The following is a 21,272-nucleotide window of genomic DNA, read 5'->3' as shown; positions in this document are numbered from 1 at the left end:
TTGGGCTGCCGCCGTGTACGGGCACTCTACGACACGGCGGGCGGACCAGCCGTTTTCCGCCTCTGGCGGGACGAGGACTGAGCACATGACCGCTCCTCGGCATGTCCGGACACTCCGAGGGCTGCTGGGTGGTCACACTTCGCAGCGCGCGGATCGCGGCAGATGAGGCAGGTGCGCCTGCGGTGGCGATGTCTAGAGTCTGCGTCGTGACAGACACTGGAGCCGGCGTCGACAAGGGCGTTACCGAGGCGTGGAGGCGGATCGAGGCTGGCCTGAGTCGCGTCCTGCCGGCATCCCTACGGCAGCTCAAGGCCCCGGCCCCGGTACAGGCGATCGATGCGGTGGAGGCCGCGTTGGCCGTGCCACTGCCGCAGGATTTCCGCGCCAGCCTCCGCATCCACAACGGAACCAAGTGGAGGTACGACTCGGGTCAGCTCCAGCCCAGCCCGGTGCCGCTGGATTACCTCTACGACACCAACGAGATCATCGAGATGACCCGGATGTGGCGCGACAACTATCACCCGGAGCCGGAATGGGACGATCCTCAGGTCTGGGCATACCTGGTGGACCAAGGCGAACATCTCTGGCTGAACGGACCGGTGCGACCGATCATCGGTTCGCCGGGCGCAGTGGTCGTGGGCGACATGAATGGCGACGTGCGGTGGCTGCTCGACTTTGATCCGGCACCGGGGGGAACGCCCGGACAGGTGGTTCGGGTCGATGTCGAATGCGCCACGTGGGACGTGCTGGCTCCGTCCTGGACGCAGCTGCTCGTCCGCTACGCCGAGGATCTGGAGCTGTTCGCGGCTGATCCTGACAAATCCCCTCTAGAGATCGATCCCCTCGCGGGACCAGAGTGCGAATGGGGCAGCACGCCGTCGGACTCTTGGGGGGTGCGTCCGGCATGGCTGCAGAACGTTCAAGCTCGCAGTCCATGCCCGTGATGACGGCCCCGCTGTACGGCTGTCCTCACGGACGAGTGCGCCGCCGACCGTGAGGCAGCCGATGCCCTCGTGTCGGCACGTCCGGACGGCACTCAGGCCAGCTCGGCGGGCGCGCGCTTCGCGGCAGAAGAGGATGTGTACAGTGACCCCTGTCAGCGATGAGGGGAGGTGAGCCCGGTGAACACCCAATGTCACGTCTGGGCGCTCCACCCGGCTATCCCTGTCCGCTGACCTCGCGTCGGGGAGCGCCCTCCTAACCGGAGGAACAATGACCTTCTCCCCGTTCCGTATCGATGTATCCGACGAGGTACTCGACGACCTTCGGGCCCGACTGGCCCGTACCCGCTTCACCGACCGCAGCGGCGACCAGCCGTGGCAGGCCGGCACCGACCCCGACTACCTGCGACACCTGCTGTCCTACTGGGTCGACGGGTTCGACTGGCGTGCCCGGGAAGCCGAACTCAACGCACTGCCGCATTACCAGGCCCAGATCGGCGGCCGGCGCCTGCACTTCCTTCGCGTACCCGGAACGCGTCCGGAAGGCGCACCCGCACCACTGCCGCTGATCCTGAGCCACGGCTGGCCCAGCAGCTTCGTCGAGATGCTGCCGCTGGCCGATCGCCTGACCAACCCCGCTCGCCACGGGGGCGACCCCGCCGACGCGTTCGATGTGGTGGTTCCCTCGCTGCCCGGCTTCCTGTACTCGGAGCTGCCGAAGGGCCCGCTCACCCGCGCTGCGCTGGCGCAGACGCTGCACCTGTTGATGACCGACGTCCTTGGCTACCAGCGTTACGGCGCCTTCGGTGGCGATGTCGGCGGCGTGGTCACCGGTTGGCTGGGCGCTCTGTACCCCGAGCAGGTGGCCGGCATTCACATGATCCACCCACCGTTCCCGGCCAGCTTCGACTCCCACCCGCTGTCGCCCGCCGAGCAGGCGTATCTCGACGCCGAAGCGGCGTACGACCAAACCGATGGCGGCTACGGCGCCATCATGGGCACCCGGCCGGACACCATCGCCGCGGCGCTGGTCGACTCGCCGGCCGGACTGGCCGCCTGGCTCGTCGACAAGTACCGAGACTGGAGCGACAACCACGGGGACCTGGAAAGCCGGTTCGACCGGGATACCCTGCTCACGACCATCACTCTGTACTGGGCGAGCGGCGCGATCGGCTCCTCGTTCCGGCAGTACTTCGACTTCGACCACAACAGTCCACGACCTGACATCACCGTGCCGGCCGCGTTCACGGTGAGCACCGAACCGTCGCAGGCCAACTTCCCGCGCGAGATCGCCGAACGCGCCTGCACCGACATCCGGCACTGGAGCGAGCCAGGTAGGGGAGGACACTTCATGCCGCTGGAGGAACCGGACCTGCTCGCCGACGAACTGAGGCAGTTCTTCACGTCGCTCCGCCCGTACTGATCAGCAAGGGAGCCGGGTCACACCGGCCCGGCTCCCGCTGCCGGGTTCCGCATGCATCGATCGAGAAGCTACCCGTGAACGCCGTCCCGTTCAACGCACCTGTCAAACGCCCTCAACTCGGCATGTCCGGACACTCCGAGGGCTGCTGGGTGGTCACACTTCGCAGCGCGCGGATCGCGGCAGAAGCGGATATCTAGCCGCTCCGCCGTCGATCACTGCCGTATGCATGCCGGTCGCGGTCGCGCCCACCGGCCAAGGTCACCACGTGTCAATCCCCCTGGGCTGGCCTTGTGCAGGGTAGATGCTTCCTATTCGGGGCGGCCGTCGGCGAGCCACTGGGCGAGGCCGCGCAGCCCGACCGCCCACCGCCCGAGGTCGGTGACCTCCGCGTGCCCGGTGACGACGGTGAGCAACTCGGCCACCGCCTCGTCTGGCCGCTGGGCGTCGTTGAGGGTCAGGGCGCGGAAGACGCGCACGGAGTCGGAGTCGGGGAACTCCCTACGGGCGCGGTCGAGCACCGCCAGCGACTCGTCCAGCTCGCCCAGCCACTTCAGCGTGCTGGCGTACTGGCACAGACACCGGCGCAGGACGTCGCCGTCGAGGCCGAGAGCGAGCGCCCGCTCGTAGTAGCCGCGGGCGGTCTGCTCCTGGCCCGCGGTGTCGTAGGCGCCACCCACCTCGTATACGAGGACAGGGTGGTCAGGGTGTTCGGCGAGCAACGCCTGGAAGTAGGCGATCGTCGGCGCCATGTTCGCGCGGTCGCGCTGGTCGTAGCCGCGCTGGATCGCCTCGGTCAGTTCCGGCGTCACATCGGTCGTCACTCCGGTACCCCTCATGCGTACGGGCCTAAAGATCAATTCACCCTATCGCAGCCTCGTCCGCAGGCGCCTACCTGTGGGCCGGCCTAGCATTTGCAGCGTTTGTATCGGAATTTGACGGGTTGCCTCCTTGCCGCCACGTCGACGGTCGAGCGCAGCGCGCGCAATAGTGCAGTACGAGGATGGCCTGCACGATCGCGGTGGCTCGGCGTGGAAGGCAGCGCAATTTGATCAGGATCTTCCAGGTCTTGAGCGTGGCGATTACGCGCTCACCGCGGGCGCGGATCTTCGCGTGTGCCCGGTTGACCTCCAGTTCTTCTACCTCTTCCGGGTCGCCGAGCGGTTGGCGGCCGCGGCGGACGACGTCGCCGCGGCGGTGCGCGACGGCGCGATGGGAGTGGGCGAGGAGCACGGGCTGCCGCTGCTGCGCTTCCCCCTGGCCGAGACTGCGGCGGCGCACCTCGCCGCGGAGAACGGCGTGGTCGGTAAAGCGCTCGTCGATCTCACGTGACAAGCGTCGCGGGCCCGGCGGCCCGCGACCGTCACGGTCGGGGCCGGGGTGCTGACGGGTGTGCGTCGAAGTGACACACGGAGAGAATGGGCCAGGTCAGCTTGGCCATCTCCGACGGCGTGTGGGCGCAGTCGCGCTGCAGCCAGTCGGCGGCCACCCCGACGATCGCGCCCGCGACGAACGCGGCGGGCACATTGTGCGGATCGTCGGGCGTGGCCGTGCTCTTGCCGGTCGACCTCTGCAACGCGGCGGCCGCCATGCGGCGCCGGATGTGGTCGATGACGCGGGCACTTCCCTGCGGTCCCAGCAAGCTGCGATACAGGCTGGCGTGCTCGGCGAGAGCAGCGAAGAACGTCTGCAGCGATCCGAGCGGGTCCCCGGTCGCCGGGTCGCCGCCCAGGGCGGTCATCACGTCGACCAACTCGTCGATCATCCCCGTGCAAGCGGCCTCGGCCAGCTCGTGCACGTCCCGGTAATGGTCGTAGAAGGTCGAGCGGCTCACGCCCGCCTGCCCGGCGACGTCGGCGACGCTGATCTGCGACAACTCCCGGTCCTCGGCCAGGCGGATCAGCGCACCTCGCAATGCCGCATGGGTACGCCGTACCCGGCGATCGCCCGCGGCGGGGACGCCTTCCGTCCTGGACACATGAGCCAGCCTACATTGCCTACGACTGTAGGTTAACCTACAGTCGTAGGGAAACGTCGACTGGAGGAAGCCATGACCCCCACCCTCGGACTGATCGGCGCCGGCATGATCGGCTCCACTCTGGCCCGCCTAGCCGTGGCCGCCGGCCTGGACGTCGTACTGAGCAACTCCCGCGGCCCCGAGACCCTCGCCGACCTCGTCGCCGACCTCGGCGACCACGCCCGCGCCGGCACCCCCGCCGACGCCGCGCGAGCAGGCGACCTCGTGGTGGCCACCATCCCCCTGAACGCCTACCGTCGGCTCCCCGCGGCGGAACTGGCCGGCAAGATCGTGATCGACACGCTGAACTACTATCCGCAACGCGACGACCGCATGCCGGAGCTGGACTCCAACGAGCTGACCTCAAGCCAGCTCGTGCAACGGCACCTGGCCGGCTCGCGCGTGGTCAAGGCGTTCAACAACATCACCTACCTGAGCCTCGGCAAGCTGGCGCGGCCCGCGGGCGACCCCGACCGCAGCGCCCTGCCCATCGCCGGCGACGACATCGCCGCCAAGGCGGAGGTGTCCGCGCTGCTTGACACCCTGGGCTACGACGCCGTGGACATCGGCACCCTCGCCGACAGCTGGCGCAGCGAACCCAACACCCCGGTCTACGTCCAGATCTACTTCGCCGGAGAGGCACCCAAGGGCCTCGACCGGGAGGAGGCCTACCGGTGGCACGTCACCAACCCCGGCGCCATAGTTTCCGCCGACCAGATCAGAAAACTCACCGAATCGCCCGTACGCGGCACCGCCGGCGGGTACCTGCCCGGGCTGGACGCCACATGAGCGGCGGGACACCGCGCGGCAGCAGAGTGCCGTGATGCTGACTTCACCGGCCAGGCCATCATCATCACCGGCGCGGGGTCGGGAATCGGGGAGCTTGGCGATGTTGACCATGAAGCCCGTCCAACCCGTCCCGTAAGACGATCCGTAACCGGACACGGCGTGCGGGTCACGACGCAGCTCGGAGGGTATCGAGCCGGCGCAGGTCATCGTCGGACAGGCTTAGGTCGGCCGCGGCGACGTTGGAACGCAGGTGGCGGACGCTGGTGGTCCCGGGATCGGGATGACCGGCACACCGTGTACCTGCTGCCGGTGGTGCACCCAGGCCAGTGCGACCTGCCCGCTCGTTGTGGTCGTCTGACCTCAGGGCTCGGCAGGCCGTTCGTGAATCGTGTTAATTGAGGTTGGTTGGCTGGCGGGTGTGACTGACTCGGATGGGCCGCAGGTACGATTACGCCTCGTTGTACGCCTGAATCGGGCCACCGCCCGCCACGCCAATCACGATTCCAGAAATAGTCGGAATGCTCGGCGGGATTCGTCGCGCGGTTCCACCTGAGCCGACGCCATTACGCCAGCCAGCGGCGTTGACCGCCGTCACGTGGCGAGGTGGCCGGTGGCCAGCAGCAGCGCCCGGGAGAACCGGTTGAGATCAACTCCGGGCAGATGCGGCGGGCTGAACCAGCCCAGCTCACTGATCTCCTCGTGATCGGGGACGGGTGTCCCTTCCGCGACGCCAGCCTGGTAGACGGCGGTGACGTAGGCGACCCGGTCGCCGTTGGAGTAGGTCACCTCGTAGTCGGCGCCACCGAGCACGTCTAGCAGTCGCGGCTTGCTGATCTGGATTCCGACCTCCTCGCGGATCTCACGCACGGCAGCCTGGGCCGGGGACTCGCCGATCTCGACCGCGCCGCCGGGCACCGCCCACCCGTCCCGGTCCTCGGCATGGCGCACCAGCAGGAGCCGTGCGTGATCGTCGACGACGATGACCGATACCGACGGCATCTGGATCAACTCGTTGCCGATCATGGTCCGTAGCCGGGCGAGGTGCGAGGAAATGGCCATCGGGAAACGGTAGCCGCAGCCCCCAGAACCACCGAGTGCTGCGCCGAAGATGGGTGCCGACGACACGTGCACGGGACGGATCACTCGAAGAACTTGAGGCTGAACCCGGTGTCGGCCGTCGGGCCGGGCACGTTGGCACGGCGGTAGGTGGTGTTGCCCCACCAGCAGAACGTGCCGGTGTACCAGTATCGGTTCGCCCACGAGTAGGCGGTGCCCTTGGGTACGGCGTGGAACATCAGCGGGAACCTCGGCCCGGCGGGTGGGCTCGTGGCGATGTCGCCGTTGAGCAGCACGAAGCTGTGGTGACCGGGGCCGTTGACGTGCAGTGTGGGATCCCAGCCGGCCATCATGGTGGCCCGGTTCGAGCCGAACAGGCAGCCGTTCGACTTGTACCAGTCCCACACGTACGTGGGGTCGCCGCCGGCGCGCAGGCGCAGGTCGGCCAGGCAGTACTGGTCACTCCAACTGCCGTTGGCGGAGTAGACGATGTGGAGCTGCCCGTTCGGGTCCCTGATCGCCTCGGGGGACTCGTTGATGAACGGGTTGCCCACGACGCGTTCCCAGCTCTCCCGTGGTTGGGAGATGACATACCGGTTGCCGGTCGGGGTGAGCGGGTCACTCATCCGGCTGAGGTAGATGTTCTGTTCGACGTTTGTGTCGCCGGCCCAGCCCGACCAGACAAACCATCGCTGCCCGTTGAAGGTGAACAGGCTGCCGTCGATGGCCCACTTGCCGCCGGGCAGCGCGAGCTGCCGCTCGGCCGTGTAGCCGCTGGCCGGCGACGCCGAGTGGATCGCGTACATGCGGTGTGCGGCACCGCGCCCGGCCGAGAAGTAGATGTAGTAGCGCCCGCCATCGATGACGATCTCCGGGGCCCAGACCTCACCGAGGTTGCGGCTGTCCGTCCACACCTGCCGCGCGGGTGCGGCGGCAAGCGCGCCCGGGGAGGCCGCCTGCCGCACGGCGATCCCGCCGTTGAGCGACTGGACGGAGATGTAGGTGGCACCGACGCGGATCACGCTCGGGTCGGCAGCCCGCAGGCTGGTCTGCCCGGCGGTCGCCGGTCCGGCACCGGCGGCGGACAGGCCGGTGGCGAGCACGGCGGCCAGCAGGGCGGAGAGGATTCGCGGGAGGGTTCGGTTACCGACGTTCACGATCGGGATCCTGTCCTCGGCATGAGCTGGCAGTCAGCATAGACCTCTGTAGATTAGCTTCGGGAGGGCGAATCTTTATGAAGTTTCTTCTCACGTCGGGGGGCATCAGTAACCCGAGCATCTCCGACGCGCTCGTCGACCTGCTGGGCAAGCCGATCGCCGAGTCCACGGCCCTGTTCATCCCCACCGCTGTCTACCCCTTCCCTGGTGGATCTGAGAAGGCGTGGAAGGCGATTCACGGCCACGCCTCCATCCCGCTGTGTCAGCTGGGTTGGAAATCCCTGGGGGTGTTGGAGCTCACCGCGCTGCCGACCATTCGAGAAGAGAACTGGGTCCCGGCGGTCCGGGAGGCCGATGCCCTCCTCGTCTGGGGCGGCGACGTGCTGTACCTGACCCACTGGCTGCGCCAGTCGGGCCTGGCCGCCCTCCTGCCCTCGCTCGGTGACACGGTCTATGTGGGGGTCAGCGGCGGGAGCATCGCGGTCACCCCCTACAACTGCGACGCCGAATTCAACCTCGGATTCGTCCCGGACGGCAGCGGCATGGCGCAGGACGCCGACCGGGCGCTGGGGCTGGTGAACTTCACGCTGTACCCCCACCTCGATCATCCGGACATGGAGGACACCACGCTGCCCAACATCCAGAAGTGGGCGTCCGGAATCCCGGTCCCGACGTACGCCATCGACGATGACACCGCGATCAAGGTGGTCGACGGCGCAGTGGACGTCGTCTCCGAAGGCGAGTGGAGACTGATCAACCCCTGAGGGGATGAACGCCTGCCATCAGGCAACCACCCGTCACCGCGTCCGCTCGCTCCCCCGAGCGGACGCGGTGATGAGTTGTCGCGCCCGCCCCCGTCACACCTACGACAGGACACGACGAGGCGGAAGGATGACGTGATGAGTGCGGACACACGGCTGACGGAACTGGGCGTGAGTGATCTGGGCGAGGTCGACGAGCCGGCGTTCACGGGGATGGCGAATCGGCACCGGCGGGAGCTGCACGTGCACTGCTACCGGATGCTCGGGTCCTTCGAGGACGCCGAGGACACCGTGCAGGAGACGTTCCTGCGTGCCTGGCGGCGGCGGGAGACCTTCGAGGGGCGGTCGACGTTCCGGGCCTGGCTGTACCGGATCGCCACAAACGCCTGCCTGGACCTGCTCGCCAAGCGCCGCCCGAAGCCCGCGACCGGCGGCGAGGTGCTGTGGTTGCAGCCCTACCCGGACCGGCTGCTCGACGAGCTGCCAGCGGGCGACGCGGACGAGCCGGAAGCCGTCGCCGTCGCGCGGGAGACGATCGAGCTGGCGTACCTGGTCGCCGTCCAACACCTCGCGCCGCGCCCCCGGGCCGTGCTGATCCTGCGCGACGTGCTCGGCTGGCCGGCCAAGGACGTCGGAGAGCTGCTCGGGGACTCCGTCAACTCGGTGAACAGCGCGTTGCAGCGGGCCCGCGCCGGTATGCGGGAGCACCTGCCCGCCGAGCGGCAGGACTGGACCGGCGGCGAGGAAGACACCACTACGCGCGAGCTTGTCCGCCGCTACACCGAGGCCAGCGTGGCCACTGACGTCCCGGCGCTCGCCGCGATGCTGCGCGACGACGTCCGGTCGTCGATGCCGCCCACGCCGGGCGTGTGCGTCGGGCGGGACGCTGTCGTGGACAGTTGGATCGAGGGCGGCTTCGACAGCATGACGGGTCTGCGCGGCGTCCCCACCTCCGTGAACCGGCAGCCCGCCGTCGCCTTCTATCACCGGCGGGAGCCCGAGGGCGCGTACCTGCCGCTGGCGATCGACGTCCTGCGCGTCACCGGCGGGGCGATCACCGAGATCACCACCTTCCACGACGACCAGTTCCCGCGGCTCGGGCTGCCGGAGCGCCTGCCGGCGGACGGCACGGAGTAGCCCGGTGCGCGTGCGGCACGATCGGTGCCGCACGCGTCCCGGTCCACAGCTCAGGCATACTGCTGAGGCTGTTGGACGGTCTCGTGTCGGCGACTCACGGGGGAGAGCGTTGCCGGATGATCATGCGGTCCACCGAGAACCCGGATGACGCGAAAGGTCCTCGACTGACCGTCCGCCGACGTCGCCTGCTCCTCGGCGGTTCCGTCGTCGCCGCGTCGCTGCTGGGTCAGGGCCTCGTCGGCAGCTCCGCACCGGCGGCGGGCACCGAACTGTCGGTCGGCAAGGTCGACATCACTCCGCCCGCCGGCACCTACCTGGCCGGCTACGTCGCGGACGCGCCACGCCTGTCCGCCGGGACCGCCGCCGCGCTGTTCGCGCGGTGCACCATCTGGTGGTACGCGGGAGAGCCGCACGTCCTCGTCAGCGCCGACGTCCTCGGATTCGCACGCGGCCTGCACCAGTCGATCCGCCGCCGGGTGCTCGGCCTCGGGCTGGCGTCGGAGAACGTCGCGCTGACCGCCATCCACACGCACAACGGTCCCGTGCTCAGCGACAAGCCCGATCCGTTCATCGCGTACGGGATGGACGCCGACCAGCAGGCGCAGGTGCGTACCTACAGCGACTGGTTGGCCGCCCAGATCGTGCGACTGGTCCGCGACACGCTGCGCGGCCCACGCCAGGCCTGCACCCTCGACTACCAGGTCGTCGACCAGCACTTCTCCTACAACCGGGAAGAGCTGCCGCACGTCGAGTCGGACGTGCCCGTCCTGACCGCCCGCACCCCGCGCGGCGAGCCCCTGGCCGTGCTGTTCAGCTATGGATGTCACCCGGTGACGGCCGGGTCCCAGACCATGTTCGACCCCGACTACCCGGGGTACGCGATCTCCCAGATCGAGCAGACGACAGGCGTGTTCGCCCAGTTCCTCCTCGGGCCGGCCGGCGACCAGGACCCCATCGGCGCGCGGAACTGGGAGCAGCGCACCCGGCGGGGCAATGAACTCGCGCAGGTCGTCACGGACGCGATGACACGGCCGGGCCGGCCGATCGTCGGCCCGACGGCGACCCACTACCGCGAGGTGGACCTGCCGCTGGACGTGACACTCACCGACGACAACCTCACGCGGATGACCGAGGCGCACACCGCGCGCCTGACCAACGCTGGCCTGCCCGGCTTCTACCGCAGGCACGCGCACCAGATGATCGCGCAGGCCGAGGCCGGCACATTCGCGACGTCGATTCCCCTGCCCATCCAGGCGTGGAGGTTCACCGGCAGCCCCGGCCTCCGGATGCTGCTGGCCGGCGGCGAGATCGTGTCCGGCTACGCCGTCGACGCCCGGGAGCGATACGGCGGCACGTCGAGTCAGGTGCTGGTCGCCGGCTACGCCAACGAGGTGCCCGCGTACGTGCCCAACGACGAGGTGCTCCGTCGACCGATCACGTATGCCGGGGGCATCGCGGGTGACTTTCCGGGCATCGCCGGCGGCTCGATGACTGTCTACGGCTGGCCGGGTCACTTCAGGGGGAAGCCGACCACGGATTCGCCCGCCGGAGTGGAGCAGACCCTCAACGCCGCGATCAGGGCGGCACTCAAGGCGGTGTAGCGAACCCGGGGTCGGACGACGTTCCGGATCGAGTAGGGCCGTCGGGGAGGCAGCGGGCATACTCGGTATGCTCTGCTGCCATGCGACCTGGTGATCGGACGGTGGCGCTCGCCTCCGTGGTGGGCGGCTTCCTGCTCGGCGTCCTGGACTTCTGCTGGATCAAATGGTTGCCGTTCCCCGTCGCCGAACTCGGCAACTCCACAGCGACCTGGGCGGTTGCCGCCTTCCTCTTCGGATACTGGGTGCGGTCCGGCTGGCTACGCGCCGCGATCGGTGCCACAGTTCTGCTCGTCGTCGCCGTACCCAGCTACTACCTCGCGGCGGCACTCCTGCAAGGCGACGACCTCGCGGTGCTCTGGGCGCCGTCGTCGCTGGTCTGGATGTTCTTCGGCGTGCTCGCCGGGGTGGTCTTCGGCACCGCGGGCACCTGGGCGCGGGGCACGGGTTGGCGGCAGGTGGTCGGGGTCGCGCTGCCGGCAGCCGTGTTCTTCGAGGAGGCGGCCCGGTTCGCCGGCAAGGCCAACGACCCCGACTACTCCTCCGGCGCGTGGTGGAACGTCGCCATCGACCTCGCGCTGGGCCTGCTGATCGTTGCGCTGACCGGCGGGTCGAACCGTCGGCGGGCGCTCGCCGTCGCTGTGGCCGTCCCGCTGGCCGGCGCGATCCTGGTGGCCTTCGCGGTGGCCGGCGGGGCCCTCTCATAGCACGGGACCGCGCCGGCCCGGTGTTTCGCGTGCTCCGGCAGTCCGGCGGCTACTTGATGTCCATCAGTGACCTTGGCTGGACCTGACGGTTGAGACATGAACCGATACGCTCGCTGACCATGAGTGAAGGACTGACCGGCCCGCGTGGGCGGGACGCGGGCCCGGTATGGGGGCTCGTCGCCGCGTTCTGCGTCGCGCCGGCCCTCTACGCGTGGCTCCGGTCGCCCGACGCGGCGGGCCAGGCGGTGTTCGGCCGGGCGCTCTCGCTGACGGTGCTGCTCGTCGCGCTGGCGCTGACGGCGGTCGGCGCGGTCGTGTCGGTAGTCGTCTGGTACGGGGCGCGGCAGTGGTCGCGCGGTCGCCGGTGGACCGTCGCCGGGCCGCTTCTCGCGTTCGCGCTCCTCGTTGTCGTGCTCGGGATCGGCTGCCTGGCAACGGCGGAGGCGAGCACCGATGTCCTCCTGGGCGTGCTGCTCGTGGTGGGTGCGGCGGCCATGGCGGCGGTGGCCCGGCAGGTGGTCCGGGTGGGCGCGACGGCCGGTGGCGACCGGTTGCGGGAGCGGTTCGAGCAGCTACGAGAGGATCGTTCGTGACCGACGACATCCTCCGGTCCTTTCAGCAACTGCGAAGCTACGCCCTCGACCTCCAGGGCATCCTGACCGACGCTCAGGCGAGCGCGCCGGAGCAGGTGGTGGCCACCGATGCCACAGGCACCGTTCAGGTGGTGCTGGGCGCCGACGGATCGACGGAATCCATCGCGGTGGCGACGGGCTGGCGGCGGCGACTCGCCGCTGAGCAGCTGACAGCGGCGGTGCTGGAGGCCTGTGAGGCGGCTGCCGTCGAGCGGATGGCCGCGGTCTCCGAGGCGCTGCCCGACGCCGGGGCAGACCCAGGAGCCGACCGGCCCTTCGCCGAGCCCGGGCCTGTGGCACCCGCCGACCCGCTGCCCGCCGACATGCGGGAGCAGGTGGACCGCGCGCAGCCCCGCCCGCTCGACGAACTTGTCGAAGACGTGCTGCGTGCCGCCGACAACATCGACGAGTACGCCGCACTGTCACCGATCGCCGTCACCGGCACCGGCACGGACGCCTCCCGCCAGATAGTCGTCACCGTCTCCCGGGCCGGTCTGCTGTCGTGCGAGGCGGAGCCGTACTGGTTGGACACGCAGGGCGGCGCCGACCTGACCGCCGCGCTTACCGAGGCCGTCGCGGCGGCCCGCGCCGACCTGGCCGACGCGACCCGACAGGCAGCCGGCACCAGCGAGCTGGACCAACTGTTCGTCGAGACCCTGGCAACCCTCAACGAACTGCAACGATCGGCTCAATCCGCGAAGGACCAGACATGACGCCGCCCCCCAGCAAGAAGGACGTCGAGGTCGCCACCGACACGCTGCGCGTCGAGGCGGGCATGTGGCTGCGGCACAGCGACCAGATGGCGGTCATCACCAGCATGGCCGAAGGGCTGCGGATGACCGCGCTGGAGGCCGGCCTCTTCCAACTCATCGTGACGCCGTACGACGAGGCGGCCGACCAGATCACCGCCCGCTGCCGGGAGGGCCAGCAGCGGATGACCGAGATCGCCACCACGCTGCGCAAAGTCGCTGACACCTACGACGCCGAAGAGGCGAACAACGCCCACCAGCTCAACAACCTTTACTGACCTGGGGATCGATCCGGATGTCATTCAGCCTCGCCCAGTACGAAGCCACGATGGACAAACTCTCGTCCAAGATGACGGACCTCTCGGACAAGCTCGACAAGGTCGATCCGACGATCCGCAGGGCCGCCGATCGGTGGTTCATCACCCAGGGCATCGCCGATCGCCTGGTCTGGGTGGGCAACAAGCTCCTCGAACTCGGCTCGGCGATCCTGGACAAGATCGCTGAACTGCTCAAAGGCGCCGCCGCGCCGGTGACGTTCTTCTTCACCGCATCGGAGTGGCAGGGCCTGCGAGGGCTCGCCACAGGCGTGGCCGGCGAACTCAAGCCGGAACAACTCGGCGTGGCCCGCGTGTGGAACGGGCAGGCCGCCGAGTCGTACATCAAGCAGATCAAGCCCCAGTCCGAGGCCGCAGCCCGGATCGGAGTCATCGCCGACAAGACCGCCACCGCCCTGAACACCTGCGCGGTGGCCGGCCTTGCCTTCTACGTGGCGCTCGCCGTCATCCTGACCAAGTTCATCATCGCGACAATCGCCGCGCTGGCGGCCCTGGGCAGTGTGGTCTTCTCCTGGGCCGGCGCCGCCCTCATCGTCGAGGAAGCCGCCGTCAACACCGGAATGATCATCGCGGCGGTCAGCACGCTGATGGCCGTGCTCGGTGCGCAGGCCAGCCAGATGGTGATGCTGCACGGCGAAGCGATCGACGCCAGCGCCTTTCCCGGCGGCAAGTGGCCGGACGCCGCCCCCGGGCACTTCAGCGACGCCACAGTCAAAGACGGCGACGCCGACTGGTCCCTCAAGCCCTGACCACGCCGGCCGGCGTCACCGTCGTCACCAGCACCACCGGCCCTCAGCCGGACCGTTCGGGACGCTGGCGGGCGAAGGCGTCCACCCGGCCCCAGCGGCCCGGAATGTCCAGCAGCGCGATCCGACCGAAGACGGACGGCAACGCCGGCTCCACGGCGAGGTGGTCCTCGTGCGGCGAGATGCCGAGCATCGTGCGGATGAGCAGCATGCACGCGCCACTGGACCAGGCCTGCGGGCTGCCGGCCGTCGGGTACCGGACCGGGTACCGGGTGGTGTGACGGTCGTACCCGCCGAACGCCTCCGGCAGCCGCCCCTGGAAGTAGGTGGCGGCGGAGAAGATCCCCTCCGCGATGCGACTCGCCTCGGCGCGGAAGCCGTACCGGCGCAGACCCCACGCGATGAACGAGTTGTCGAACGGCCACACAGTGCCGTTGTGGTAGCCGAGCGGGTTGTAACGGCCCTGCCCCTCGGCGAAGGTGCGTACCCCCCAACCGGAGAACAGCGCCGGCCCCATCAGGTGCTCCACGACGCTCGGGGCTCGCTCCGGCGGCACGATGCCACTCCACAGCAGATGCCCGATGTTCGACGACAGGCTGTCCACGGGAGTCCCGTCGCCGTCGAGCGCCAGCGCGTAGTAGCCCCTGTCGTCGAGCCAGAAATCCCTGTTGAAGCGGTCGTACAGGGCCGCCGCCTCGCGTTCCAGCCGGTCGGCGTAGTCCGGGTCACCCCAGACGGTACGCGCGAGGCGCGCACCTCGGATCTTGGCGTCGTAGGCGTACCCCTGGGTTTCGCATGTCGCCCTCGGGAAGCCCGGCAGCCTCCCGTCGACGTACGAGATGCTGTCCCAGGAGTCCTTCCAGCACTGGTTCTCCAGGCCGGTGACGCGGTTGCGCCGCTCGTAGGAGATGTAGCCGGTCCCCGTCAGGTCCGCGTACCTGTCGATCCACTCCAGGGCCGCACGGGCCTCCTGCTCCAACTCGACCACGAGCGCCGTGTCGCCGCTCCACCGCTCGTACTCGTCGAGCAGCACCACGAACAGCGGTGACGCGTCGACGGTGCCGTAGTAGGGGGAGTGTGGCTGCTCCTCGAACGCCGCCGACTCCCCGTAGCGCAACTCGTGCAGGATCCGACCGGGGTCCTCCTCCAGCAGGTCGTCTCTGCGGGCACCCTGGAGCGAGGCGAGGATCCGCAGCGTCGGCGGGGTCAGCGACGGCGTGACGGCCAGTGTCTGTAGGCAGGTCAGCAGGCTGTCGCGGCCGAACAGGGTCATGAACCAGGGCAGCCCGGCCGCGGGTACGGCGGCGCCGCCGAGCGAGAGCGGGGCGAACCGCAGCGCCGCCAGGTCCACAAGGCTGCGCTCGTACACCTGCTGGACCGGGACGCTGTCGGTGTCCAGCTCCGGGGCCTGCGCGACCCACTCCCGTACGCTCTCGGGCAGGGTGGAATCATCCGGCCGCAACGCCCGCACGGCGGCCCGGAGGTCGACACCGTCGGGGCGCATCGCCCGCATGACCAGGTGCAACCGGCTTGACCACTGCTCGTTGGGGCGCAGCCGCACCGTGAACCGCAGCCCGTGCGGGTCGAAGGTGGCCGGTTCACTCGCCGTCACGGAAACCTCGCGGCGGAACGTGCCACGGCGGTAGCCCAGCCGCAACTCGGTCGGCTCGATCTCGGTGTAGTGGCAGCCCACCTTGTCGTGGAGGTCGAACTTGATCTCGAAGATGTCGGCGAAGTCGGCGGCCACCTCGAGGCGTACATCCAGGTCGAGGTCCTTGTCGCCGTAGTTGAAGATCGTCAGCGACTCGGTCAGATCCGGGCCGATCCGTCGCCGCCGGATCGCCGACACGTCCGCCTGCACGTAGTCGACCGCCCCGCCCGGCACGACGAAGAACGTGACCTCGTAGTACTTGCTGTCGTCCACCGACAGCGCTGTCAACCGCTCCCCGTTGATGGTGAGCACCCAGCGGGACAGATAACGCGTGTCGGCGGCGAACAGCCCCACCGGCGCGCTGGACGACGACTCCACGTCGCCGCTGGCGTCCGACACGATGAATGTGTTGCCGTCGAGGCACGACACGGTGCCCGGGACGTCCCTCACGAGGTGTGCTTCGTCGTCGGCGGGCCACCGGGGTCGGACGCCGACGGGAACAGCCGGCCGACCCGCAACGCCAGGGCGAGGTCACCGTCGACAAGGATCTCGCCACGGGTGATCGCCGCCAGACCGTTCACCTCACCCCGCGCCATCGCGTCGGCGACCTGCGCGGACACTCGGATGACAGTTCCGGCGGGATCGGCGGCCCGCGTGACGCGCAGATCGCCGCGATCAATTGTCAGCAGCCACTGCTGCACCCGATCACCGTCCCGGATGTCGAACCGGACGCTGCCCCGAACCTTGTTGAATCGCGGATCGTGGCCGCCCGCTGTCAACCGCTCGAAGAAGGCACTGGTCGCCGTCATCCGACCTCCGCAGGCGCTGGTAGGAGAGCAGATCGGCTACCCGCTGTGCGCGGCCGCTAACCTCGGGCGTCCCGCACCCCGCCCGGACGGACACCTCAATGCGGATCTCCGTGCCGGTCGGTACGTCGACGTCCGGGTGTTCACGACGAAGATTCCGCCGGCCGTGTCCGTGACCCAGGTCGAGGCGGTGGCCGCACCGCCCACGGCTCACGGCGCGAGCGTGACGCGCGACCAAGTGATCCCGTCGGTGGTGACCAGGGCGTGGTCAGGCTCTCCAGTCGACCCGTCGTCGCGCCCGAAGAGCCAGGCGTAGCCGGGCGCGACGCTGACCGAGCCGACGAGCCGGCCGTACTCCCGCGCGACCGTGAAATGCCGCCCGCTGTCCCGGCTGACCAGGAGCTTCGCGCGCCGTTCAGGCTCGGTACCCCCGCCCGGGGTGATCACCAGTAGGGATCCGTCCGACCCGACAGTGAGGTCGTAGTATGTCTCCGCCGGCAGGTCGGCGCCGGTGTCCGTCCACGTCTTCGCACCGTCCGTGGTCCTCAGGAGCTTCACCCCACCGGAAGTCTCCCGCGGGGCGACCAGCAGGTACCCCTCCCGGTCGTTGAGCCCGACCACCGACACAGCGCGCGCGTCGTCTCCCACCTCCCAGGTGGTCCAGGTAGCGCCCCGGTCGACGCTGCGGGCCACCGTCGATCCCGAGGCGCCTCCCATCTGGTAGATCGCCCAGATGCTGCCGTCTGCTGCCGGGTAGAGGCTGAACAGTGGACGCCAGGAGGGCGCCTTGGCGGTGAGCCGATACACCGTTCCACTCGACGGGTCCACCGCCAGCGGCTCCGCCAACGGTCCACAGCCGAACCCGCAGAGGACGGGTCGGGCCGTCGCCGGGAACGTGGGTACGGCGACGATCGCGGAGTTTCCGTCCCGCCAGGTACGGCCGTAGTCGGTGGAGAGGCGGGGCAGCCCTGAGTCCGTGACCAGGTAGGACCGCTCACCGAGTACGGAGAAGTCAAGGCTGCTGCCCAGCGTCGCGGTGGTGGAACCGGCCGTACATCTCGTGCCCTCGAAGCGCGCCGCGTCCCAGTCCGACCAGCTCCGGCCGCCGTCGCCGGTGTACGTGAAGTGCAGGACGCAACCGTCCTGCCGCACGTCGACCCCGGAATCGGGCCCGGTCAGTGTGAGTTCCCTGAACTGCGCGGGCGACGGTTTCGCCGGATCGACTGGGGCGGCCCGGTCTGGCTCGCCCACCAGCGGTACGACAGCGATACCGGACAGCGCGACAAGGGCGACCGCTACCATCGCGATCGACCGGTGTCGGCGGGACCGGGCCGCGGATCGCAGCTCTTCGACGGGCGGCTGCCGGACGGCCTCGGCGACAACGTCCACGTCGAATCCGGAGAACTCACGACCGGACATCGATCCTCCCGGTTTCCGTGGTGTCGGTGTCGGCAGCTTTCTCGGGTTCGGCTCTCTCGGTTTCGGCGAGCAGCGCCGCCAGGGCGTTCCGTCCCCGAGACAGCCGGGACTTCACCGTTCCAGCCGAGACACCCAACGTGGCGGCGACCTCGTCCACCGGCAGGTCGACCAGGTAATGCAGCGCCAGGGCGTGCCGCTGCCCCTCGGGCAGTACGCGCAGGGCGGCGAGCAGGGCGAGGTGGTCCGGGGAGCGGTCGGCGACGGCCGGCGGCGGGCCGATGCGGCGCAGCAGGCCGTCGAGCACGCGGCGGCGGCGGTACCGGCTGCGGGCCCAGTTCACCGCGACCCTGCGCAGCCACGCCTCCGGGTTCTCCAGCCCGGCGAACCGCCGTGGCGACACCAGTGCCCGGGTGAACGCTTCCTGGACCGCCTCCTGCGCCTCGTTCAGGTCACCGGTCACCGCGTACAACTGGACCACCAGCCGTCGGAAACAGCCGGCGTAAAGCTCGGAGATCAGATCGCCGTCCGACACCGTCACCTCCCTTCTCCACCACTCCCACCAACGGGCTGGGAAGAAGGTTCCAGTGGCCGGTCAGGATATGACGACGCGCGCGGCCGCCGGACCTTTCGGATGAGCCCAGGTCGAAGTCGACCACGACGGGGGCCCGTCCGACAGGCACGGGGGTCGCCGCGTTTCTGCCCAGAACGTCTCCGCGCCAGGGCCGAGAGACGTTCTGGGCAGAAACGGACACCGGAGGCGGGACTACGGCATAGCGTCACGGTGGCGGATGCACCGCCCGTGCCGCCGCGACGACGGCGGTCCGCCGAGCGGAAGGGGCCGGACGTGGATCGTGTCGACGGGGTACGCCTGCCGGAACTGGAGAGGGCGGAGCCGGGTAAGGCGCTGCCGCGGGCGCTGGGCGGGCTCAGCCTCGCGCTCGGCGTCGGCGCGCTTGTCGAACCCGTGCCGCTGGCCCGCCTCACCGGGGTCGACGACTCCCCGGCGGCGGTGGCGGTCATCCGGGCCGTCGGCCTGCGGGAACTCTCGCACGGCGCCGCCCTGCTCGCCGGCCGCCACCCCGGCGGCTGGGTGTGGACCCGGGTGGCCGGCGACGCCATGGACCTGACGCTGCTCGGTCGGGCGCTGGCAGACCGGCGCGGCGAGCGCCGTCGACGGCTCGCGCTTACCACCGCCGTGATCGCCGGCATCACCGCCGTCGACCTGGCCGTCGCCATCGCCGCGACCCGCGCCCGCCGAGCCCGCGACCGCATGATCCGGGTCAGTCTCGGCGTCACCGTCAACCGCTCGCCCGCCGAGGCGTACCGGTTCTGGCGTGATCTGGAGAACCTGCCCCGGTTCATGGCGCACCTTGAGTCGGTGCGCGCCGACGACCTGCGCCGCTCGCACTGGATCGCCCGCGGCCCCGCCGGCCGGCACATCGAGTGGGACGCCGAGATCGTCGACGACAAGCCCAACCGGTCCATCGCCTGGCGGTCGCTGCCCGGCGCCCGAGTGCCAAACGCCGGTCGCGTCCGCTTCCTGCCCGCGCCGGGCGACAGGGGCACCGAGGTACGCGTCCAGCTCGGCTACGCGCCACCCGCCGGGTCGCTCGGCCGCGCCGTGGCGAAGCTCTTCGGCGAGGAACCCGAGCAGCAGGTCCGCGACGACCTGCGCCGGTTCAAGCAGATGCTGGAGGCGGGCGAGGTGGTCCGCTCCGATGGCAGCCCCAACGGCATCTCCGTGCGCCAGCAGGTCATGCAGCGCCCGGCCCAACCGCTGCCCGACACCCGCCGCTGACCACGACCCACCACAGAGGACTCCGCATGAAGGCCACCGCCTGGATGGGCACCGACCGCGTCAAGGTGATCGACGTACCCGAACCGAAGATCATGAATGCGCGGGACGCGATCGTGAAGATCAGCACCACCGCGATCTGCGGCTCCGACCTGCACCTCTATCACGGCTACATCCCCGCGATGCGCAAGGGCGACATCCTCGGCCACGAGTTCATGGGCGAGGTCGTCGAGGTCGGGCCGCAGGTGCGCAACCTCGCCCCCGGCGACCGGGTGGTGGTGCCCTTCCCGATCGCCTGCGGGCACTGCTCGTCCTGTCAGCGCGGCCTCTACTCGGTCTGCGAGAACTCCAACCCCAACGCCGGCGTCGCCGAGCAGGTCATGGGCCACTCACCGGCCGGCATCTTCGGGTACTCCCACCTGCTCGGCGGGTACGCGGGCGGCCAGGCCGAGTACGCCCGCGTGCCGTTCGCCGACGTCGGCCCGCTCAAGGTGCCCGACGAGGTCCCCGACGACCAGGCGGTCCTGCTCGCCGACGTGTTCCCGACCGGCTACATGGGCGCCGAGATGTGCGACATCAAACCCGGGCAGGTCATCGCGGTCTGGGGCGCGGGGCCGGTCGGGCTGCTCGCAGCGGCAAGCGCCCGGCTGCTCGGCGCCGAACGGGTGATCGTCATCGACCGACTCCCGTACCGCCTGCGGCTCGCCGAGGAGCACGCCGGCGCCGAGACGATCAACTACGAGCACGCCGACGTGCTGGACACCCTCAACGAGATGACCGCCGGCCGAGGGCCCGACGCGTGCATCGACGCGGTAGGCCTGGAGGGCCACCACGGAAACGCCGCCATCTACGCGTACGACAGGGCCAAGCAGGCCACCCGGACCGAGACGGAACGGCCGTTCGCGCTGCGCGAGGCGATCCTGGCCTGCCGCTCCGGCGGGGTGGTCTCGGTCATCGGCGCGTACGGGGGCGTCGTCGACAAGTTCCCGATGGGCGCGTTCATGAACCGGTCGCTGACCATGCGCACCGGCCAGTGCCACGTCCAGCGCTACACCCGGCCGCTGCTGGAACGCATGCAGCGCGGCGAGATCGACCCGAGTTTCGTCGTGAGCCACCGGATGCCGCTGCGCGACGCCCCGAAGGGCTACAAAATCTTCCAGAAGAAGCAGGACGACTGTACGAAGGTGCTGCTCAAGGTCTGACAGCCAGGACCGCAGCGATGATCGACTCCGTTTCGGCGACATCGGGGTATCCGCCTCAACGGGACACCGCGATATCGCCGATCCCGTGTCGATCTCGCATGTCCACCAACCCTGCCCGCGCACAGCCTTTGGAGCTGATGTCGTAGGAGTATCGGGTGGTCCGGGGTGTGGGCCGGCGGACTGGTTGTGGTGGCTGGCGGGTCGGATGCGCATCCTTTGGAGCTGATGCCGTAGACGATTCAGCTACCTGTGCGCTGTGGGTGAGTCTGCTGCCGGGCGAGCTGCTGCCGGGCGAGCTGGGGCCGGCGAGCGCGGGAGTGATGTCGCAAACAGTTCAGCTCCAGAGTCGCCTGG

At 69.6% G+C, this 21,272-nt stretch carries 21 protein-coding genes and 1 pseudogene; 13 read left to right on the top strand and 9 right to left on the bottom strand.

Features of this window, described 5'->3' with window-relative positions:
- Window positions 1-206 precede the first annotated feature (206 nt).
- The gene (locus ACFY2Q_RS20720) at window positions 207-944 is read left to right on the top strand and encodes an SMI1/KNR4 family protein (protein ID WP_387132514.1); all 738 of its coding nucleotides are present in this window, start codon (window positions 207-209) and stop codon (window positions 942-944) included.
- A gap of 268 nt (window positions 945-1,212) precedes the next feature.
- Entirely contained in the window at window positions 1,213-2,364 is a 1,152-nt protein-coding gene (locus ACFY2Q_RS20715; protein WP_387132513.1) for an epoxide hydrolase family protein, read from the top strand.
- A 308-nt stretch (window positions 2,365-2,672) separates the two neighbouring features.
- On the opposite strand, the gene ACFY2Q_RS20710 is transcribed toward ACFY2Q_RS20715, so the two are convergent.
- The 3 genes and pseudogenes from ACFY2Q_RS20710 to ACFY2Q_RS20700 form a co-directional block, all read right to left on the bottom strand.
- Window positions 2,673-3,185 (bottom strand): tetratricopeptide repeat protein, encoded by a 513-nt coding sequence (locus tag ACFY2Q_RS20710; protein ID WP_209273232.1) that lies wholly within the window; start codon window positions 3,183-3,185, stop codon window positions 2,673-2,675.
- 163 nt (window positions 3,186-3,348) lie between these two features.
- Window positions 3,349-3,489: pseudogene (locus tag ACFY2Q_RS20705) on the bottom strand (transposase family protein); the annotation flags it as partial.
- Window positions 3,490-3,724: 235 nt separating this feature from the next.
- A complete protein-coding gene (locus tag ACFY2Q_RS20700; RefSeq protein WP_387132510.1) occupies window positions 3,725-4,339 on the bottom strand; it encodes a TetR/AcrR family transcriptional regulator in 615 nt (204 codons plus the stop codon).
- 72 nt (window positions 4,340-4,411) lie between these two features.
- Between ACFY2Q_RS20700 and ACFY2Q_RS20695 the strand changes: the two genes are divergently transcribed.
- Window positions 4,412-5,167, top strand: coding sequence for an NADPH-dependent F420 reductase (locus ACFY2Q_RS20695; RefSeq protein WP_387132509.1), 756 nt, complete (start codon window positions 4,412-4,414; stop codon window positions 5,165-5,167).
- Between the two features lie 591 nt (window positions 5,168-5,758).
- Here the strand turns inward: ACFY2Q_RS20695 and ACFY2Q_RS20690 are convergent.
- Together ACFY2Q_RS20690 and ACFY2Q_RS20685 are read right to left on the bottom strand one after the other, a co-directional pair.
- Window positions 5,759-6,226, bottom strand: a complete 468-nt coding sequence (locus ACFY2Q_RS20690) for an NUDIX domain-containing protein (RefSeq protein ID WP_387132507.1) — start codon at window positions 6,224-6,226, stop codon at window positions 5,759-5,761.
- An 80-nt stretch (window positions 6,227-6,306) separates the two neighbouring features.
- A complete protein-coding gene (locus ACFY2Q_RS20685) occupies window positions 6,307-7,380 on the bottom strand; it encodes a glycoside hydrolase family 43 protein (RefSeq protein ID WP_387132506.1) in 1,074 nt (357 codons plus the stop codon).
- A gap of 77 nt (window positions 7,381-7,457) precedes the next feature.
- On the opposite strand from ACFY2Q_RS20685, the gene ACFY2Q_RS20680 reads away from it, so the two are divergent.
- The 8 genes from ACFY2Q_RS20680 (at window position 7,458) to ACFY2Q_RS20645 (ending at window position 14,048) form a co-directional block, all read left to right on the top strand.
- On the top strand, window positions 7,458-8,144 hold the full coding sequence (locus ACFY2Q_RS20680; protein ID WP_387132504.1) for a Type 1 glutamine amidotransferase-like domain-containing protein: 687 nt from the start codon (window positions 7,458-7,460) through the stop codon (window positions 8,142-8,144).
- 135 nt (window positions 8,145-8,279) lie between these two features.
- Window positions 8,280-9,278: an RNA polymerase subunit sigma-70 gene (locus ACFY2Q_RS20675; RefSeq protein WP_387132502.1), complete on the top strand. Its 999-nt coding sequence runs from the start codon at window positions 8,280-8,282 to the stop codon at window positions 9,276-9,278.
- 116 nt (window positions 9,279-9,394) lie between these two features.
- Window positions 9,395-10,879 carry a hypothetical protein gene (locus ACFY2Q_RS20670; RefSeq protein ID WP_387132500.1) on the top strand — a complete coding sequence of 495 codons (1,485 nt, stop codon included), beginning with the start codon at window positions 9,395-9,397 and terminating at the stop codon, window positions 10,877-10,879.
- Between the two features lie 80 nt (window positions 10,880-10,959).
- Complete coding sequence (locus tag ACFY2Q_RS20665; protein WP_387132498.1) at window positions 10,960-11,583, top strand: DUF6518 family protein; 624 nt, start codon at window positions 10,960-10,962, stop codon at window positions 11,581-11,583.
- 119 nt (window positions 11,584-11,702) lie between these two features.
- Window positions 11,703-12,176 carry a hypothetical protein gene (locus ACFY2Q_RS20660; RefSeq protein WP_387132496.1) on the top strand — a complete coding sequence of 158 codons (474 nt, stop codon included), beginning with the start codon at window positions 11,703-11,705 and terminating at the stop codon, window positions 12,174-12,176.
- Window positions 12,173-12,928 (top strand): hypothetical protein, encoded by a 756-nt coding sequence (locus ACFY2Q_RS20655; RefSeq protein WP_387132495.1) that lies wholly within the window; start codon window positions 12,173-12,175, stop codon window positions 12,926-12,928. Before ACFY2Q_RS20660 ends, ACFY2Q_RS20655 begins: the two co-directional genes overlap by 4 nt.
- Window positions 12,925-13,242 carry a hypothetical protein gene (locus ACFY2Q_RS20650; RefSeq protein WP_387132493.1) on the top strand — a complete coding sequence of 106 codons (318 nt, stop codon included), beginning with the start codon at window positions 12,925-12,927 and terminating at the stop codon, window positions 13,240-13,242. The genes ACFY2Q_RS20655 and ACFY2Q_RS20650 overlap by 4 nt, the downstream gene beginning before the upstream one ends.
- A gap of 17 nt (window positions 13,243-13,259) precedes the next feature.
- The gene (locus ACFY2Q_RS20645) at window positions 13,260-14,048 is read left to right on the top strand and encodes a hypothetical protein (protein ID WP_387132491.1); all 789 of its coding nucleotides are present in this window, start codon (window positions 13,260-13,262) and stop codon (window positions 14,046-14,048) included.
- A gap of 43 nt (window positions 14,049-14,091) precedes the next feature.
- On the opposite strand, the gene ACFY2Q_RS20640 is transcribed toward ACFY2Q_RS20645, so the two are convergent.
- The 4 genes from ACFY2Q_RS20640 to ACFY2Q_RS20625 form a co-directional block, all read right to left on the bottom strand.
- Window positions 14,092-16,146: a glycogen debranching N-terminal domain-containing protein gene (locus ACFY2Q_RS20640; RefSeq protein ID WP_387132489.1), complete on the bottom strand. Its 2,055-nt coding sequence runs from the start codon at window positions 16,144-16,146 to the stop codon at window positions 14,092-14,094.
- Window positions 16,143-16,505, bottom strand: coding sequence for an SCP2 sterol-binding domain-containing protein (locus ACFY2Q_RS20635; RefSeq protein ID WP_387132487.1), 363 nt, complete (start codon window positions 16,503-16,505; stop codon window positions 16,143-16,145). Before ACFY2Q_RS20635 ends, ACFY2Q_RS20640 begins: the two co-directional genes overlap by 4 nt.
- A 207-nt stretch (window positions 16,506-16,712) precedes the next feature.
- Window positions 16,713-17,921: a WD40/YVTN/BNR-like repeat-containing protein gene (locus ACFY2Q_RS20630; RefSeq protein ID WP_387132486.1), complete on the bottom strand. Its 1,209-nt coding sequence runs from the start codon at window positions 17,919-17,921 to the stop codon at window positions 16,713-16,715.
- Window positions 17,908-18,453, bottom strand: coding sequence for a sigma-70 family RNA polymerase sigma factor (locus ACFY2Q_RS20625; protein ID WP_387132483.1), 546 nt, complete (start codon window positions 18,451-18,453; stop codon window positions 17,908-17,910). The genes ACFY2Q_RS20630 and ACFY2Q_RS20625 overlap by 14 nt, the downstream gene beginning before the upstream one ends.
- Before the next feature lie 312 nt (window positions 18,454-18,765).
- Between ACFY2Q_RS20625 and ACFY2Q_RS20620 the strand changes: the two genes are divergently transcribed.
- Both ACFY2Q_RS20620 and ACFY2Q_RS20615 read left to right on the top strand, forming a co-directional pair.
- Window positions 18,766-19,719 (top strand): SRPBCC family protein, encoded by a 954-nt coding sequence (locus ACFY2Q_RS20620; protein WP_387132481.1) that lies wholly within the window; start codon window positions 18,766-18,768, stop codon window positions 19,717-19,719.
- A gap of 26 nt (window positions 19,720-19,745) precedes the next feature.
- A complete protein-coding gene (locus ACFY2Q_RS20615; protein ID WP_387132478.1) occupies window positions 19,746-20,918 on the top strand; it encodes a zinc-dependent alcohol dehydrogenase in 1,173 nt (390 codons plus the stop codon).
- Window positions 20,919-21,272: the final 354 nt, after the last annotated feature.

It is taken from the genome of Micromonospora sp. NPDC000316, from assembly GCF_042898885.1.
Classification (GTDB): Bacteria; Actinomycetota; Actinomycetes; order Mycobacteriales; family Micromonosporaceae; genus Micromonospora.
This window is presented reverse-complemented; position numbering and strand designations above follow the sequence as displayed.

Bases quoted from the DNA above. Each gene is read 5' to 3' on its own strand.
- ACFY2Q_RS20615 (WP_387132478.1), top strand. From the start codon at position 19,746: ATGAAGGCCACCGCCTGGATGGGCACCGACCGCGTCAAGGTGATCGAC.
- ACFY2Q_RS20690 (WP_387132507.1), bottom strand. From the start codon at position 6,226: ATGGCCATTTCCTCGCACCTCGCCCGGCTACGGACCATGATCGGCAAC.
- ACFY2Q_RS20650 (WP_387132493.1), top strand. From the start codon at position 12,925: ATGACGCCGCCCCCCAGCAAGAAGGACGTCGAGGTCGCCACCGACACG.
- ACFY2Q_RS20660 (WP_387132496.1), top strand. From the start codon at position 11,703: ATGAGTGAAGGACTGACCGGCCCGCGTGGGCGGGACGCGGGCCCGGTA.
- ACFY2Q_RS20695 (WP_387132509.1), top strand. From the start codon at position 4,412: ATGACCCCCACCCTCGGACTGATCGGCGCCGGCATGATCGGCTCCACT.
- ACFY2Q_RS20670 (WP_387132500.1), top strand. From the start codon at position 9,395: ATGATCATGCGGTCCACCGAGAACCCGGATGACGCGAAAGGTCCTCGA.
- ACFY2Q_RS20675 (WP_387132502.1), top strand. From the start codon at position 8,280: ATGAGTGCGGACACACGGCTGACGGAACTGGGCGTGAGTGATCTGGGC.
- ACFY2Q_RS20665 (WP_387132498.1), top strand. From the start codon at position 10,960: ATGCGACCTGGTGATCGGACGGTGGCGCTCGCCTCCGTGGTGGGCGGC.
- ACFY2Q_RS20715 (WP_387132513.1), top strand. From the start codon at position 1,213: ATGACCTTCTCCCCGTTCCGTATCGATGTATCCGACGAGGTACTCGAC.
- ACFY2Q_RS20645 (WP_387132491.1), top strand. From the start codon at position 13,260: ATGTCATTCAGCCTCGCCCAGTACGAAGCCACGATGGACAAACTCTCG.
- ACFY2Q_RS20680 (WP_387132504.1), top strand. From the start codon at position 7,458: ATGAAGTTTCTTCTCACGTCGGGGGGCATCAGTAACCCGAGCATCTCC.
- ACFY2Q_RS20635 (WP_387132487.1), bottom strand. From the start codon at position 16,505: ATGACGGCGACCAGTGCCTTCTTCGAGCGGTTGACAGCGGGCGGCCAC.
- ACFY2Q_RS20630 (WP_387132486.1), bottom strand. From the start codon at position 17,921: ATGTCCGGTCGTGAGTTCTCCGGATTCGACGTGGACGTTGTCGCCGAG.